13 protein-coding genes are annotated in these 14,472 nt (G+C 65.7%); 8 read left to right on the top strand and 5 right to left on the bottom strand.

The annotated features are described in order from the left end of the window. The first annotated feature begins 2 nt into the window (after positions 1-2). Entirely contained in the window at positions 3-887 is an 885-nt protein-coding gene (locus tag QOH60_RS12385; protein ID WP_526420641.1) for an amidohydrolase family protein, read from the top strand. Positions 888-894: 7 nt separating this feature from the next. Here QOH60_RS12385 and QOH60_RS12380 read toward each other — a convergent pair whose 3' ends face one another. Continuing rightward, positions 895-1,674: a trans-aconitate 2-methyltransferase gene (locus QOH60_RS12380; RefSeq protein WP_526420639.1), complete on the bottom strand. Its 780-nt coding sequence runs from the start codon at positions 1,672-1,674 to the stop codon at positions 895-897. 149 nt (positions 1,675-1,823) lie between these two features. Between QOH60_RS12380 and QOH60_RS12375 the strand changes: the two genes are divergently transcribed. Together QOH60_RS12375 and QOH60_RS12370 are read left to right on the top strand one after the other, a co-directional pair. After that, positions 1,824-2,198, top strand: a complete 375-nt coding sequence (locus tag QOH60_RS12375) for a hypothetical protein (RefSeq protein WP_526420637.1) — start codon at positions 1,824-1,826, stop codon at positions 2,196-2,198. A gap of 44 nt (positions 2,199-2,242) precedes the next feature. After that, the gene (locus QOH60_RS12370) at positions 2,243-3,457 is read left to right on the top strand and encodes an alpha/beta hydrolase family protein (RefSeq protein WP_526420635.1); all 1,215 of its coding nucleotides are present in this window, start codon (positions 2,243-2,245) and stop codon (positions 3,455-3,457) included. Here the strand turns inward: QOH60_RS12370 and QOH60_RS12365 are convergent. Next, positions 3,454-4,347 (bottom strand): NAD(P)-dependent oxidoreductase, encoded by an 894-nt coding sequence (locus tag QOH60_RS12365; protein ID WP_526420633.1) that lies wholly within the window; start codon positions 4,345-4,347, stop codon positions 3,454-3,456. The two genes, QOH60_RS12370 and QOH60_RS12365, sit on opposite strands and share 4 nt — an antisense overlap. A gap of 221 nt (positions 4,348-4,568) precedes the next feature. On the opposite strand from QOH60_RS12365, the gene QOH60_RS12360 reads away from it, so the two are divergent. Continuing rightward, entirely contained in the window at positions 4,569-5,528 is a 960-nt protein-coding gene (locus QOH60_RS12360) for an alpha/beta fold hydrolase (protein ID WP_526420631.1), read from the top strand. On the opposite strand, the gene QOH60_RS12355 is transcribed toward QOH60_RS12360, so the two are convergent. Further along, positions 5,476-6,342, bottom strand: coding sequence for an oxygenase MpaB family protein (locus QOH60_RS12355; RefSeq protein WP_526420629.1), 867 nt, complete (start codon positions 6,340-6,342; stop codon positions 5,476-5,478). The genes QOH60_RS12360 and QOH60_RS12355 overlap by 53 nt on opposite strands. Before the next feature lie 77 nt (positions 6,343-6,419). Between QOH60_RS12355 and QOH60_RS12350 the strand changes: the two genes are divergently transcribed. Beyond that, complete coding sequence (locus tag QOH60_RS12350) at positions 6,420-7,046, top strand: TetR/AcrR family transcriptional regulator (protein WP_526420627.1); 627 nt, start codon at positions 6,420-6,422, stop codon at positions 7,044-7,046. A 9-nt stretch (positions 7,047-7,055) separates the two neighbouring features. Here the strand turns inward: QOH60_RS12350 and QOH60_RS12345 are convergent, their stop codons facing one another. Then, positions 7,056-7,637 carry a VOC family protein gene (locus QOH60_RS12345; protein WP_526420625.1) on the bottom strand — a complete coding sequence of 194 codons (582 nt, stop codon included), beginning with the start codon at positions 7,635-7,637 and terminating at the stop codon, positions 7,056-7,058. Positions 7,638-7,788: 151 nt separating this feature from the next. On the opposite strand from QOH60_RS12345, the gene QOH60_RS12340 reads away from it, so the two are divergent. Together QOH60_RS12340 and QOH60_RS12335 are read left to right on the top strand one after the other, a co-directional pair. After that, positions 7,789-8,913, top strand: a complete 1,125-nt coding sequence (locus tag QOH60_RS12340) for an alpha/beta hydrolase family protein (RefSeq protein ID WP_526420623.1) — start codon at positions 7,789-7,791, stop codon at positions 8,911-8,913. After that, positions 8,889-9,866, top strand: coding sequence for a 2-hydroxyacid dehydrogenase (locus QOH60_RS12335; RefSeq protein WP_526420621.1), 978 nt, complete (start codon positions 8,889-8,891; stop codon positions 9,864-9,866). Before QOH60_RS12340 ends, QOH60_RS12335 begins: the two co-directional genes overlap by 25 nt. Here the strand turns inward: QOH60_RS12335 and QOH60_RS12330 are convergent. Then, positions 9,863-11,980: an ATP-binding cassette domain-containing protein gene (locus tag QOH60_RS12330; RefSeq protein WP_526420619.1), complete on the bottom strand. Its 2,118-nt coding sequence runs from the start codon at positions 11,978-11,980 to the stop codon at positions 9,863-9,865. The two genes, QOH60_RS12335 and QOH60_RS12330, sit on opposite strands and share 4 nt — an antisense overlap. 204 nt (positions 11,981-12,184) lie before the next feature. Here QOH60_RS12330 and QOH60_RS12325 point away from each other — a divergent pair, with 204 nt between their 5' ends. Beyond that, a complete protein-coding gene (locus tag QOH60_RS12325; protein WP_526420617.1) occupies positions 12,185-14,383 on the top strand; it encodes an acyl-CoA dehydrogenase family protein in 2,199 nt (732 codons plus the stop codon). The last annotated feature ends 89 nt before the right edge of the window (positions 14,384-14,472 follow it).

The following is a 14,472-nucleotide window of genomic DNA, read 5'->3' as shown; positions in this document are numbered from 1 at the left end:
CGATGACGACCGAAGCTGAAGACGTCCGGGAGATCTGGACGTCGCTGGGACTTCCCGGAATCGTGGACGTCCACACGCATTTCATGCCCAAGCGCGTGCTCGACAAGGTCTGGGCGTATTTCGACAGTGCCGGGCCGATGGTAGGCCGGACGTGGCACATCGAATATCGCGCCGCGGAGAACGAGCGGGTAGCGATGCTGCGCGACTTCGGCGTGCGCCGGTTCACGTCGCTGGTGTATCCGCACAAGCCGGGCATGGCGGAGTGGTTGAACGAATGGGCCGCCGAGTTCGCGGAAGCGACGCCGGACTGCCTGTCGACGGCCACGTTCTATCCCGAGCCGAGCGCTGCCGCCTACGTGTCGAATGCGATCCGTCGCGGAGCGCGAATGTTCAAGGCACACATCCAAGTCGGTGACTACGACCCCAACGACGCCGCACTCGACGACGTGTGGGCGATGATCGAGGACGCCAATCTGCCCGTCGTGATCCACTGCGGCTCCGGGCCGCAACCCGGTCGGTTCACCGGACCGCAGCCGATCACCGCTCTGCTGCAACGCTATCCACGCCTGCCGCTGATGATCGCGCACATGGGAATGCCCGAGTACCGCGAGTTCCTCGACATCGCCGACCGCTTCGAGCGGGTCCGGCTGGACACGACGATCGTGTTCACCCAGTTCACCGAGGAGATGATGCCGTTTCCGCGGGACCAATTCTCCCGGCTGCGCGATCTCGGTGATCGCATCCTGTTCGGCAGCGACTTCCCGAACATCCCGTACGCCTACGCCGAAGCGCTTCTCGCGCTCACCGAGCTGTCCGGCGTCGACGACGACTGGTTACGTCGCGTGCTCTATCACAACGGCGCCGAGCTCTTTTCGGTAAAGCCGTAATTCCGCCCTAGCCCTTGCGCCCGACGGCGAACACCCGGCGGAAGGGGTAGAGCGTTCCGTAGGGCCCTTGCGGATACGCCTTACGCAGCCCAGCGGCCAGCTTCGCGGCGTATTCACCCGCCTCGTCGGGCGAGAGGGCAGCCAAAATCGGGCGCAGGCCCGTGCCTTTCATCCACTCCAGCACGGCGTCCTCCCCCTGAAGGACGTGCACATAGGTGGTCTCCCATACGTCGGCCGTCATCCCGGCGCCCAGAAGCAACTCGGCGTAGGACTCGGGTGTGCCTATCGCCAGCTTCTGGTGCACAACGGCCTCCAGCTTGCTCCCCCACGGTGGCTGCGCTGCCAGTTCTCGCATCAGCACGTGCGATGGCGAGGTGAAGCTTCCCGGCACCTGCACCGCAAGCCACCCACCGGTCGGCAGCGCCGACGCCCATTCGGCCATCAGGTCTTGATGGTCCGGAAGCCAGTGCAGCGCAGCATTGCTGACGATGACGTCGACATCGCTTGCCGGCTGCCACGCAGCGATGTCCCCGACCGAGAAGCTCACACCCGGCGCCACACCGCTTTCCACCATCTGAAGGGCGTCGGAGATCATCTCCTGCGACGAGTCGATGCCCTGAATGATCGCGTCGGGCCAGCGAGCCGCCAAAGTGGCGGTCTGATGCCCCTGGCCACACCCGAGGTCCACGACATGGTGCGGGCTGGCCTCGATGCGCGAGGTCAGGTCGAAGAACGGGCGATCCCGTTCGGCAGCGAAGCGACTGTACTGGGCGGGATCCCATCGCATAACGGGAGCCTAGCCGCACGGCTTTTCGGCCATTTTCGAACAGCTCAGCGGGTCGGGGCTGTGTTGTTATCGCCGGTTCGCTAGTGTCGGAATGCTCGTAGGCTTTCCCGTCTCTGCGCTCGCCGCAACCACTTTCAGGAGTCGACGATATGATGACCCAGCGGGGCCTATGGCCGACGGTACTTGCGTCCCTGGTCGGGCTCGTTGTCGTCGCAGGCTGCTCGACGCCCAAACCTACGCAACCGTCGACGATCAGCTCGGTCACCCCGACCACCACGTCCGCGCCACCGCAGTCTCACGGTGTGTACGAGCAGTGCCTGACCGAACACGGCGTTCCGGCGCCCCCGGCAGGCCCAGCGCCGGGGCCCGAGCCGGTCCCACAGGGCCCGCCGCCCGGCCCGGCGCCTGAGGGCACGCCGGGCGCGGTGCCGCCGCCGCCACCGGGCGTGGACGAAACCACGTGGGCCAAAGCCACACAGGCCTGTGCGTCGTTGCAGCCGCGCCCGCCGGCCGGCAATCCGTGAGCTAGCATCCCGAGGGGCCCGACGACCAGAAAGGCCAGCTGGCAATGACGTCAAGCGCTGACCCCATCGATCCCCCCGTTCCGGTGCCGAATGTTCCGGGCGCCGACGCCGACGCCCGCGGGCTCCCCGACCGTTCCGACCTTTCTCTCGGTCAGCGCCTGATCGTCGATGCCTCGGCCGCGGCGGACATCGGTCTGCGAACGTTTGTCGCCTCGCTGGTCGGTGCGGCGATGCTGCCGCCGATCGCGGCCGAGCTGATCCGCGGCTCCGATACCAAAGGCGAACGCGACAAGATGCGCTTCTACGCCGACCTGGCCGCCGAGCACGATCCGGTCAAGTCCTTTCCCGCACCGCAGCAGCCGCCGCGGATCTCCTCGCGCCCGGCCAACCCGATCGCCGAATGGATCGCACACGGCAGGGTGAGCAACATCCATTTCGACAGCAGCTTCGAGCCCGTCAACCCCGTCATGCGGAGCCGCTGGGGCCGGCTGCAGAACAACAACGTGGTGCGCGCCCAGCATTGGCAGCACGACGACGGGCCGCATCCCACGCTGTGCCTGATCCACGGCTTCATGGGCTCGCCGTACCTGCTCAACGGGCTGTGGATGTCGCTGCCGTGGTTCTACCGGTCCGGATACGACGTTCTTTTGTACACGTTGCCTTTTCACGGCCGGCGTGCCGAAAGGTATTCGCTGTTCAGCGGATACGGCTACTTCTCGAACGGGCTGACGGGCTTCGCCGAGGCGATGGCGCAGGCCGTGTACGACTTCCGGTCGATCGTCGATTATCTCAAGGTGACCGGCGTGGGCAAGATTGCGCTAACCGGCATTTCGCTTGGCGGCTACACCTCGGCTTTGATCGCGGCGGTCGAGGACCGGATTGACGCGGTCATTCCCAATGTTCCGGTGGTGTCGATCGAGGCGGAGCTCGACGAGTGGTTCCCGGCGAACAAGCTGTTCTCGCTTGGCCGCAGGATCGGCGGTTTGAGTCGCGACGAATTACTCGCCGGGCTGGCATACACGTCGCCGCTGAACTATCCGCCGTTGGTGCCCCGCGACCGTCGGCTCATCATCACCGGTCTCGGAGACCGGCTCGCCCCACCGGAGCAAGCGGAAATGCTCTGGCACCACTGGGATCACTGCGCGCTGCACTGGTTTCCCGGCAACCACATCCTGCACGTCAGCCAGCCGGAGTACCTGCGCCGCATGACGCGCTTCATGCGCGACTTCATGTTCGACGAATCAGTGCAGGCAGGCTAGCGACCCGACGGGAACGGCGCACCCGCCTCCCACGCGGGCAGCGCACCGACCGCCGACCAGTCGAGGTCCCCACCACCGTTTGCCGCCAAGGCGATGAAACGGTCCCTCAACAGGCTGGCGATGGGCAGCGGCACACCGAGCTCTTCTGCCGCGGCCAGCACAAGGCGAACGTCCTTGGCTCCCAGAGTGGCCGCGAACCCCGGCGGCACGAATTGCTCCCCGGCGATCAGGCCGCCGTAGGTCTTGTACACAGGGGCGCCAAACAGCGTCGACGTGAGGATGTCGAGGTACTGCTTCTTGTCGACGCCGGCCTTCGCCACCAGGGCCATCGCCTCACCCAGTGACTCGATCACGGCGGCGATCAGGAAGTTGCCGCTCAGCTTGATCAGGCTGGCCGCGCTCGGCTCCTCTGCGACGACGAACGTGCGCTGGCCGATCGCGTCGAACACGGCACTCAGCCCCTCGACCACCCCGGGGTCACCAGCCGCGACGACGAACAGCTGCCCAGCCTGCGCAGCTTCCGGGCGGCCGAACACCGGCGCGGCGACAAATCCGCGGCCCGCCTCCGCGTGCGCCGCCGTCAACCGTTCGGCCAGCTCAACGCTGATAGTCGACGACGAGACATGCGTGGCCCCGTCGGCCAGGTGCGCCAGGATCCCGCCGTCTCCGAACGTGACTGCCTCGACCGCCACGTCGTTGGCCAGCATCGAGACGACGACATCGCCCGAACAGGCATCGGCGACCGAGCGTGCCCGGCTGGCCCCCTGCTCGACCAGCGGGTCAACCTTGTCCTGCGAACGGTTGTAGGCAATTACCTCATTGCCAGCCTTGAGCAGGTTCGCGGCGATGCCCGACCCCATGTTCCCGAGCCCGATAACCCCAATCTTCATGCGACAAGGCTCTCACCACGTGCTCGGTAATAACACCCATCAAATGGGCATCAGTGTTGCTCTTCGCGCAAGCGCTCATCGCATCTGTTGCTCTTCGCGCAAGCGCTCATCGACGAATTGAACGATGTCTTTGTTATCAGTCGTTAACGAAGTAGCCGAGGAATGTTGACCATGTCTAAACGGGTTTGCCCGACTACGCACGGGATCATGGGCGCAGGACCATGACTGACCTGCGCTGCGTGACCCTGAACGGCTACCGTGTCGCCTACCGCGATGAAGGCGACCGAGTAGCCCAGCCGCTGCTGCTGATTCACGGCGTCGCCGGCTGCTCGGGCGCGTGGGATCCGCTGATCGGACATCTTTCGCAGAAGTACCGCGTGATCGCACCGGATCTGTTGGGCCATGGGGAATCCGACAAGCCGCGCACCGACTACTCGCTCGGTGCCTTTGCGGTCATGCTGAGGGACTTCCTTGACGTGCTTGACATTCCGTCGGCCACGCTCGTCGGGCACTCGCTCGGCGGCGGTATCGCGTTGCAGTTGGTCCACCAGCATCGCGAGTACTGCCGTCGCCTCGTTCTGGTCAACAGTGGCGGACTCGGGTCCGACGTCGGCCTGCCGCTGCGGGTGCTCTCCGCACCAGGCGCCGAGCTGTTGCTAGCCCTGATCTCGTCACGGCCGGCGTTGTACTTCGGCTGGACGGTGTGGCCGAAGATCAGCACCAGGAGCATGGAGCCGACGAGAGCGCTGGAGCGTCGAGAGAAGTATTCGGCCCTCGCGAATCCACAAGTGCGACATGCATTTCTGCGCACACTGCGCTCCGTGGTGGACATCCGGGGTCAATCGGTGTGCGCGCTGGACCGATTGCCTGATCTCGTGGGAGACCTGCCGACGCTGATTGTCGCCGGTGCGCAAGACCGGGTGATTCCGCCCGCTCATGCGCAGGCCGCGCACGAGGTGCTCGCCGGGAGCCGCCTCGAAATCCTCGACGGCGCCGGACATCATCCCCAGCTCGACTGTCCGCTCGAGCTCGCCGACCTCATCGAAGAGTTCGTGTCCGCCGACAATGTGCGAATGCTCCCCCGTCGTGGCCTTCCGCGGCTGTGGCGTCCGACCCGGCACGGCGAGCCTAGACCAGAGGACGTCCCGTCCTCATCCGCCAGTTCAGGTCGGCCAGCATGAGGTTGAACGGGAACCGCCGAATGAATCGCGGCGCGAGGTCGTTGAAGAACCTGAACACCGCGATCCAGCGGTCGAACCGACGCTGATAGCGAGCATCCCACGGAAGTCGCATTTCGTCCCGGAAGCGTTGCGGCAGAAAACCCGTCGTCATGAGCAACGAGAACGATTCCAGCCGCCGACGGATAAATTTCGGCATCGGGAGTGCGCTGCGGTTCGCGGCGATCGGATACAGGTAGTCACGGATCGTGTCGTCGATGTGCACGAGATCAAGCGAGCGTTCCCAATACTCCGCGAATGCTGCGCGATCCTTGGGCCACATCGCCGCCGGTACCTGCAGCGTCGTGGCCAGGGTAATGCTCTCGCGGTAAAGCCGATCCGCAGTCTCGTCGTCGATGTCGCCGATGAACAGCCCGAACACGTCCTCGACGCCGCCCTTGTAAATGCATGCGGCGACCCACAACTGCAGATCGGGATCGAAGGCGTTGTACTTGACCGGACTGTCCGGCAGCGAATACACCTGCGCGTGGGCCCCGTTGACGGCGCGGCGGTAGGCGGCCTTCTGTTCTTCGGTGCCCTCCAGCGCCACGGCAAGATAGGTGAATGTCGTGCGTGCACGCTTGATCGGGTGTTTGTCGATTCGGCCGCTTTCGACGCGGCTCTCTGCCACGCCGTATCCGACGCCCGGCCGCGCGAGTTCCATGATCACGTTTGCCGGACCCGCGAGCAGGCCGACGCCCATCAGTCCGTCATCGGGCTTCGCGCCGCGCCGTCGCCTGGACAGACGCCTGCCGACGCGCCGATCGGTGACCGTCATGGGCAGCCCTTCGCTCAATGTGATAACACGCGTTTCCTAATATCCCAGGCTGCCCAAAGAGTGTCAATATTGGCGGCATGGCCAACGTCAGCGCACGTCCCTACCGCGGCATCCAAGCCGCGGACCGGCGGGCCGACCGTCGGGCCAGACTCCTCGATGCCGGCCTGACCATCCTCGGCACCGAATCGGGCCCAGATGCGCTGACAGTGCGGGGGCTGTGCGCGACGGCCGGTGTGTCCGCACGCTACTTCTACGAGAGCTTTGCCGACCGCGACGACTTCGTCGGTGCGGTCTACGACTGGGTCATCGCCGAACTCGCGACGACGACGCAGTCTGCGGTCGATGCGGTACCCGTCGCCGAACAGACGCGCGCCGCCATGACCACCATCGTGCGGACCATCGCCGGCGATCCGCGCTGGTCTCGACTGCTCTTCAGCGCCGATCTCGCCGACCCGGTGGTCGTTCGCAAGCGAGACGAGTCAGCCACTCTTCTGGCGATGCTGCTGGATCAGCACGTCAGACGGGTTCTGCAACTGCCCGAAGACGACCGGGTCAGGGCGACCTGTCACTTCACCGTCGGTGGCGTCGGCCAGGTCATCACTGCCTGGCTGGCCGGCAAGCTCGCGCTGACGTCCGACGAGTTGATCGATCAGCTGGCATCGCTGCTGGACCAGATCGCCGATCCCGCGCTCTACCGCCCGTAACCCCGAGGCCTACAGACCCGCGGCCACCCTGGGCGCGCGGTCGGCGGCGGTCTTGGGCGTCGCTTGGGGCTCTGCCTCGCTGAATTCTTTGACCCAGCAAGCGAATTCAAGCGTGATGCCGTCAGGATCGTGGAAGTAGAAGGAGCGCACGTACACACCGGGGTGCAACGTCGCGGCGATCTGCGTCTCGCTGTCGTCGTGGTTGAGCACCGGCCCCACACGCACGCCCTTGTCCTTCAGCCTGCGGCGATACTCGTCGAACTTCTCGGCGGGCACGTGAAACGCCAGGTGATTCATCGAGCTGACCGCGCTGACGATGTCGCCGATCCCCGGGATATACCGGGGCGCCGAGACTCCCGGCACACCGTCGGGCGCATCGCGGAACCAGAAGAAGGCCACGCAATCGCCGTTTCCGGCATCGAAGAAGAAATGCTGGCCCGCGTTGTTCGGCAGGTCCAACGCCTTGATCAGTGGCATGCCGAGAACGTTGCTGTAGAAGTCGACGGTGCGCTCCATGTCCGAGCACACCAACGCGATGTGGTTGATCCCGCTGAGCGCGAATTCGGTGTTTGTGTTCTGCGGCTTGATCACGTCGTGCCTCCCGGACCCTTCTCAACAGCTGCATCGAATCTACTCGCGATTTGCCAGCGGTTGCGCCCGCGCCGATGAACAATCATTCGTGGCAGTGCTTTGTTGCTCTTCGCGCAAGCGCTCATCGGCGCGATCTATGCAAGGAGACCCGATGGCGTCCCAGCCGGGTGTGGTCCGCGAGTTCGTCGGCCTGCCTTCGCCAACCGCCCGGCGCGCGGGTGCCGGCGGGCATCCATGCCAAGGCCTCTACTACCGGGGCGTCGGGCGCAAGCCGAAGGTGGCGATGATTGCCACGCACTACCAGATCGACTTCTCAGAGCACTACCTCGCGGAGTACATCGCCACCCGCGGCATCGGCTTCCTCGGCTGGAACACCCGCTTTCGCGGATTCGAGCCCAGCTTCATGCTCGATCATGCGCTCGTCGATATTGGCGTCGGGGTGCGCTGGCTGCGTGACGTGGCGAACGTGGAAACCGTGGTACTGCTGGGGAATTCCGGGGGCGGCTCGCTGATGGCTGCCTATCAGTCGCAGGCCAGGGAGCCCAACGTGACACCGCTTCCCGGCATGAGGCCTGCGGTTGGCCTTGGTGAACTGCCCGCAGCCGACGGGTACGTGGCCAGTGCCGCGCATCCCGGTCGCCCTGACGTCCTCACCGCGTGGATGGACGGCTCGGTCACCGACGAGGACGACCCGGTCGCCACCAACGCGGAACTTGACATCTTCGGCGAACGCAACGGGCCGCCGTTCTCGGCGGAGTTCGTCGAGCGGTATCGCGCAGCGCAGTTGGCGCGCAACCACGCGATCACCGACTGGGCCGAGATCGAGATGAAACGTGTTGAGAAAGCCGGGTTTTCCGACCGGCCGTTCACCGTGATGCGCACGTGGGCCGATCCCCGGATGGTCGACCCCGATCTGGAACCCACCAAGCGGCCGGCGAACGCGTGTTATGCCGGAGTGCCGGCGAAGGCCAATCGTTCCGCCCATGGCATCGCGGCCGCGTGCACGCTTCGCAATTGGCTGGGCATGTGGAGCCTGCGTCATGCCCAGACCCGCGCCGAGCCGCATCTGGCCCGGATCGACTGCCCGGCGCTGGTGATCAACGCCGAGCAGGACACTGGCGTGTTCCCGTCGGACGCGCAGCGCATCTTCGACGGGCTGGCAACCGACGACAAGACCCTCACGTCGATCGACACCGACCATTACTTCACCACGCCGGGAGCACGCAGCGAGCAGGCCGATACCATCGCCAAGTGGATCGCCAAGCGGTGGCGGTAAAGGTACTCGCGCACTTCGACCCTGGCGAGAAGGTGCTCGAATTCGTTGCGCCGCACAGCGAATGGCTAGATGTTCGGTTCTGCCCCGAGGACGACGACGACGCGTTCTACCGCGAGTTGCCAGAGGCCGAGGTGATCTGGCACGTGCTGCGGCCGCTGTCGGGTTCGGATCTGCACAAGGGCTCGCGATTGCGCCTCGTGCACAAGCTCGGTGCCGGCGTCAACACCATCGACGTGGCCACCGCCACGTCACTGGGCATCGCTGTCGCCAATATGCCCGGCGCCAACGCCCCGTCGGTGGCCGAAGGCACCGTGCTGTTGATGCTCGCCGCGCTTCGCCGGCTCACGGTTCTCGATCGCGCCACCCGCGAGGGCGCCGGCTGGCCCACCGATCCCACGCTCGGCGACACCGTCCGCGACATCGGCGGATGCACCGTCGGGTTGGTCGGATACGGCAACATCGCGAAGCGGGTCGAGGGCATCGTCAAAGCGATGGGCGCGACGGTCCTGCACACCAGTACCCGCGAGGACGGGACGGACTGCTGGCGCTCGCTGCCCCACCTGCTTGCAGAAAGCGACATCGTGTCGCTGCACCTGCCGCTGACCGCCCAGACGACCGGGCTGCTGCACCGCGAGGCGCTGGCCACGATGAAGAACGACGCGGTGCTGGTGAACACCTCCCGCGGGGCGATCATCGACGAAACGGCGCTGGTGGACGCGCTGTCCGGCGGCACGCTCGCCGCCGCCGGGCTGGACGTCTTCGCCGTCGAGCCCGTGCCTGCCGGCAATCCGCTGCTCGAGCTGGACAACGTCGTGGTTACCCCGCACGTCACCTGGTACACCGCCGACACGATGCAGCGCTATCTCACGATGGCCGTCGACAACTGCGCCCGGTTGCGCGACGGCCGGGCTCTGGCCAACGTCGTCAACGACGTCGAAGACGGTGGTCCCTAGCGGGTCGCCGTCAACTGCCGACGCAGCAGGAAGATGGTCAGGCACAGGGCGACGACGAAGATGACCACCAATGCTGCGGCGGCCCCGTAGACGTGCAGGGCGTCGTGCTGCCAGATCTGGTCCTTGAACGGGCTTGCTTGGATGTGGGGTTGTGCCTTCAGTTGTGCGTCGAGCGCGGCTTGCTGTTCGGGTGTCAGGTACTGGTCCAGCGGCAAACCGCCCGCCATTTGCCTGACCGTGACGGGACCCATGTCGATCTTCTCGAGGAGACCGCGATCCGCGCCAAACCCGGCTGACGACCAACGCGACGGTGTGAACAGCGCAACCACTCTCATCACCCCGCCGGCCCGGCCGTCGAATTGCGGTGCCACCCCTGTCATCACGACCTGCAGGGCAAGAACGCCCATCAGCACGAAGACCGCTTGCCTCAGGGACTTGGCGATCGTCGAGATCAACAGCCCGACCGCCATTGCGGCCAGCGGCAAGAGCACGCCGAACAGGAACAATCCGAACGGGTAGGGCACCACCGCGTAGGCGGGAGCCTTCGGTTTGAGCTGGAGGTAGAGCAGCGTCGACAGCACCCCGAGTATCACGGCGAACGGGGCGCAGGTAATCGCGCGGGCAAGCACAGTCGACGTCGCCGAGATCGACCATCGCGCCTCACGTTCAATGACCGCGCGATCGTCCACGACAGCCGAAAACGACTGCGCCATAGAGAAAAACGTGAGACAGACGATGTAGGCGACCATCACCATGGCGATCTTGCCCGCATTGGCCGCCAGCCCGTCCGGCGACGCCGCGGCACTGAGCAGCGCTGTCAGTAGGACGCCGACGACGAGACCGACAAGTATCGTGCGAATGCTGTTGCGCTGGCGGGCGAACTCACGGCCGATGAGATTCGGCAGGTGGCGTCTGACCGAGCGCTTGCTGCGCGGTGATGCCTTCACGTCCGCGCTGGACAGCGGCGCTTCGGTCACGTCCGGGCGGATGGCCGTCACGTGGTCCTCGCGCAACAGGTCCATGACCTCGGCGTAGTTCTGCGTACCGAAGGCCTCCAGCAAGCCTTCCGGTGGCCCGAAGTACGCGAGGCGGCCATGCCGGGTGATCGCCAGCACTTCATCTGCGCGGTCGATGTTGATCATCGTGTGGGTGACGACGATGACAGCGCGGTCCTCGTCGCGGGCCGCCGACCGAAGTGAATCCATCATCTTCCGGTCGAGCCCCTCGTCCAGGCCGGAGGTGGGCTCGTCGAGCACGAGCAGAAGCGGTTCGCTCAGCAGCTCCATCGCGGTCGAGACGCGCTTTCGTTGTCCGCCCGACAACTCATCGATCCGCTTTGTCCGGTCATTGGTCAATTCCATGGTGTCCATGACCTTTTCGACCCGCGCGGCGCGCGCCTTCGAATCGAGGTCGGAGGCCATCCGTAGTTTGGCCACCCAGGTCAGCGATTGCTCGACGCTGAGGTTCCCGAACATCGCAGGTTGTTGAGGCACGAACGACACGAGATGGCTGGCCTGCATGCGCGCCTTCCCGAGGTTCGCCTCGCCAAGCACCATCGATCCCGATTCGACCTCGACCTCGCCGAGCAGGCCGGCGCACAGCGTCGACTTGCCCGCGCCAGACGGACCAATGACAGCCAGCACCTCGCCGCGGGACAGTTCGAAGGACATGTTTTTCAGCGTCGCCTCGCTGCGGTGCTTGTAGCGCAGACTGACGTCGGTGAAGCGCAGGAGAGGGCCCTCCACGTCCGCCTTCATCGGCACCAAGGTCAGCTCGGCAGGCGCGGACACCACCAACGTGTGGTTGCCGACCATGAACTGCCCACCGACGGCCACGCTCGCGCGGACCACGGGACGCCCATTGACGAACGGGCGGGCTTGGGCCCTCAGCGATCTGATCTCAACCGCGTTTCCCGTCCACGCCACGGTCGCATGCCGCTGCGCGAGGTCCAGTCCGCTCAGCCCGATCTCGGCCGGACCGCCTTCGCGACCGATCGTGAGCGACTTATCGCTCGGAATCTGCCATTTGCACATCGCCGAGTCACGGTACCCGGGGACCGGCGACGGCGAGGCGCACTCCGAGCCTGGCTCGTGGACTGACCCGATTGTCTGCATGACCACTCCTTTCCCGCCCCGGTCCCGTCTGAACGTCCTTCCAGGTCATCATTACCGGTTCTGAGCGCGCCGAATTGCGTAGTTGACTACTCAAGTAGCTGGAGCGATTGACGCCCTTCGCGTAGCGCCTCTTCCCGCCCAGGTAACCTCGTTCCCAACCGACCGGTTATTTGAGGGAAAGCCTGCCTAGAAAGGCTCGCGTCCATGCCCATCGCAATCACATCCGAGCACAAGGATCTCGCGGACTCGGTGCGCGCCCTGGTCGAGCGGGTCGCGCCGGCCGAGGTGCTTCACGAAGCGTTGGAGACACCGATCTCGAATCCGCCGCCGTACTGGAAGGCAGCTGCCGAGCAGGGCTTGCACGGCGTGCATCTCGCGGAAGGTGTTGGCGGACAAGGCTTTGGCATCCTCGAGCTCGCAGTGGTGATCGCGGAATTCGGCCGGGGGGCGGTTCCCGGGCCGTTCGTGCCGTCGGCGATCGCAAGCGCACTCATCTCCGCGAACGACCCAGAGGCCAAGGTGCTCGGCGACCTCGCATCGGGAACGACGATCGCCGCGTACGCGCTGGAGTCGTCCCTTACCGCAACCCGGCAGGGCGACGTGTTGGTGGTGCGCGGCGAGGCGCGTTCGGTGCCGTCGGCCGCGCAGGCGTCGCTGCTCGTCCTCCCGGTCGCCGGCCTCGACCCCGAGACCAGCGGGACGGAGTGGGTGGTGATCGATGCGGACGCGCTCGAGATCGAACCCGTCGACAGCGTGGATCCGCTGCGTCCGGTCGCCCACGTCCGCGCGAACGCCGTTGAGGTCAGTACAGACAGTGTGCTGGGCAACCTGAATGCCGCACCGGTCCGCGCACTTGTCACCACTTTGCTGTCGGCCGAGGCCGTCGGCGTAGCCCGCTGGGCCACCGACACCGCCGCGGCCTACGCCAAGATTCGCGAGCAGTTCGGCAGGCCCATCGGCCAGTTCCAGGCGATCAAGCACAAGTGCGCCGAGATGGCCGCCGATACCGAGCGTGCCGTCGCCGCGGTGTGGGACGCTGCGCGAGCGATCGACGAGGGCCTCGAAAATCCCGAAGCGGCAGCGGAATTCGCGGCCGCGGTAGCAGCGACGCTTGCTCCTAGTGCTGCACAGCGCTGTACCCAGGACTGCATCCAGGTGCACGGCGGGATCGGGTTCACGTGGGAGCACGACACCAACGTCTACTACCGTCGCGCGCTCGGGATCGTCGCGGCGTTCGGGCGCGCCGCCGACTACCCGCAGGTGGTCGTCGACACGGCGACGACGACGGGAATGCGCAAGGTCGACATCGACCTTGACCCGGACACCGAGAAGCTCCGCGAGGAGATCCGCGCCGAAGTGGCTGCCCTCAAAGCGATTCCGCGCGATGAGCGCGTCACCGCAATCGCGGAGGGCGGCTGGGTGTCGCCGCACCTGCCGAGGCCGTGGGGTCGCGCGGCAAGCCCGATCGAACAGATCATCATCCAGCAGGAGTTCCTCACGGGTCAGGTCAAACGCCCGACCCTGGGCATCGCCGCCTGGCTGGTCCCGTCGATCGTCGCGTTCGGCACCGAGGAACAGAAGCAGCGGTTCTTGCCGCCGACGTTCCGCGGCGAAATAATCTGGTGCCAGCTGTTTTCCGAGCCGGGCGCGGGTTCCGACTTGGCAGGCCTGTCGACGAAGGCGACGAAGGTCGACGGCGGGTGGCGCATCACCGGACAAAAGATCTGGACGACGGGCGCCCAGTTCTCCGATTGGGGCATGCTGCTCGCGCGCACGGACCCGTCGGCGCCAAAGCACAACGGCATCACCTACTTCCTGCTCGACATGCACAGCGAGGGTGTCGAAGTACGGCCTCTGCGCGAGCTCACCGGCAACGCGATGTTCAATACCGTGTTCATCGACGACGTGTTTGTGCCCGACGATCTGGTGCTCGGCGAGGTCGACCGCGGCTGGGAGGTCAGCCGCACCACACTGACGGCCGAGCGGGTGTCGATCGGCAGCAGTGAAGCGCCCTTCCTGGCCAACCTGAACGGTCTCGTCGATTTCATGCGCGACGGACACTCCGACGCGATCGCACAGAATCGCGCGGGCAAGCTGATCGCGGAGGGGCATGCCGCGAAGGTGCTCAACCTGCGATCCACGCTGCTGACGATCGGCGGACACGATGCGATGCCCGCGGCTGCGGTGTCGAAGCTGCTGTCGATGCGAACGAGCCAGGGCTACGCCGAATTTGGAGTCGGCTCATTCGGTGTCGACGGTGCCATCGGCGATCCCGACAGCGAGCAGGGCAAGTGGGCGCAGCAGCTGCTGGCCAGCAGAGCGACGACGATCTATGGCGGCACGTCGGAGGTGCAGCTGAACATCATCGCCGAGCGGCTGCTGGGTCTGCCCCGCGATCCGTAGGCCTTCGCTGTCGCCTCGATGTTCACACCGGCCACTTTGATCACTGGCCGGAGAGCAAGTCGATTTGCCCGTATCTTAGCGACAATCGC

The sequence above is a fragment of the Mycobacterium sp. genome, from assembly GCF_032159765.1.
Classification (GTDB): Bacteria; Actinomycetota; Actinomycetes; order Mycobacteriales; family Mycobacteriaceae; genus Mycobacterium.
Note: the sequence above shows the minus strand (reverse complement) of the source record. Positions and strands in the feature narration are given on the sequence as shown.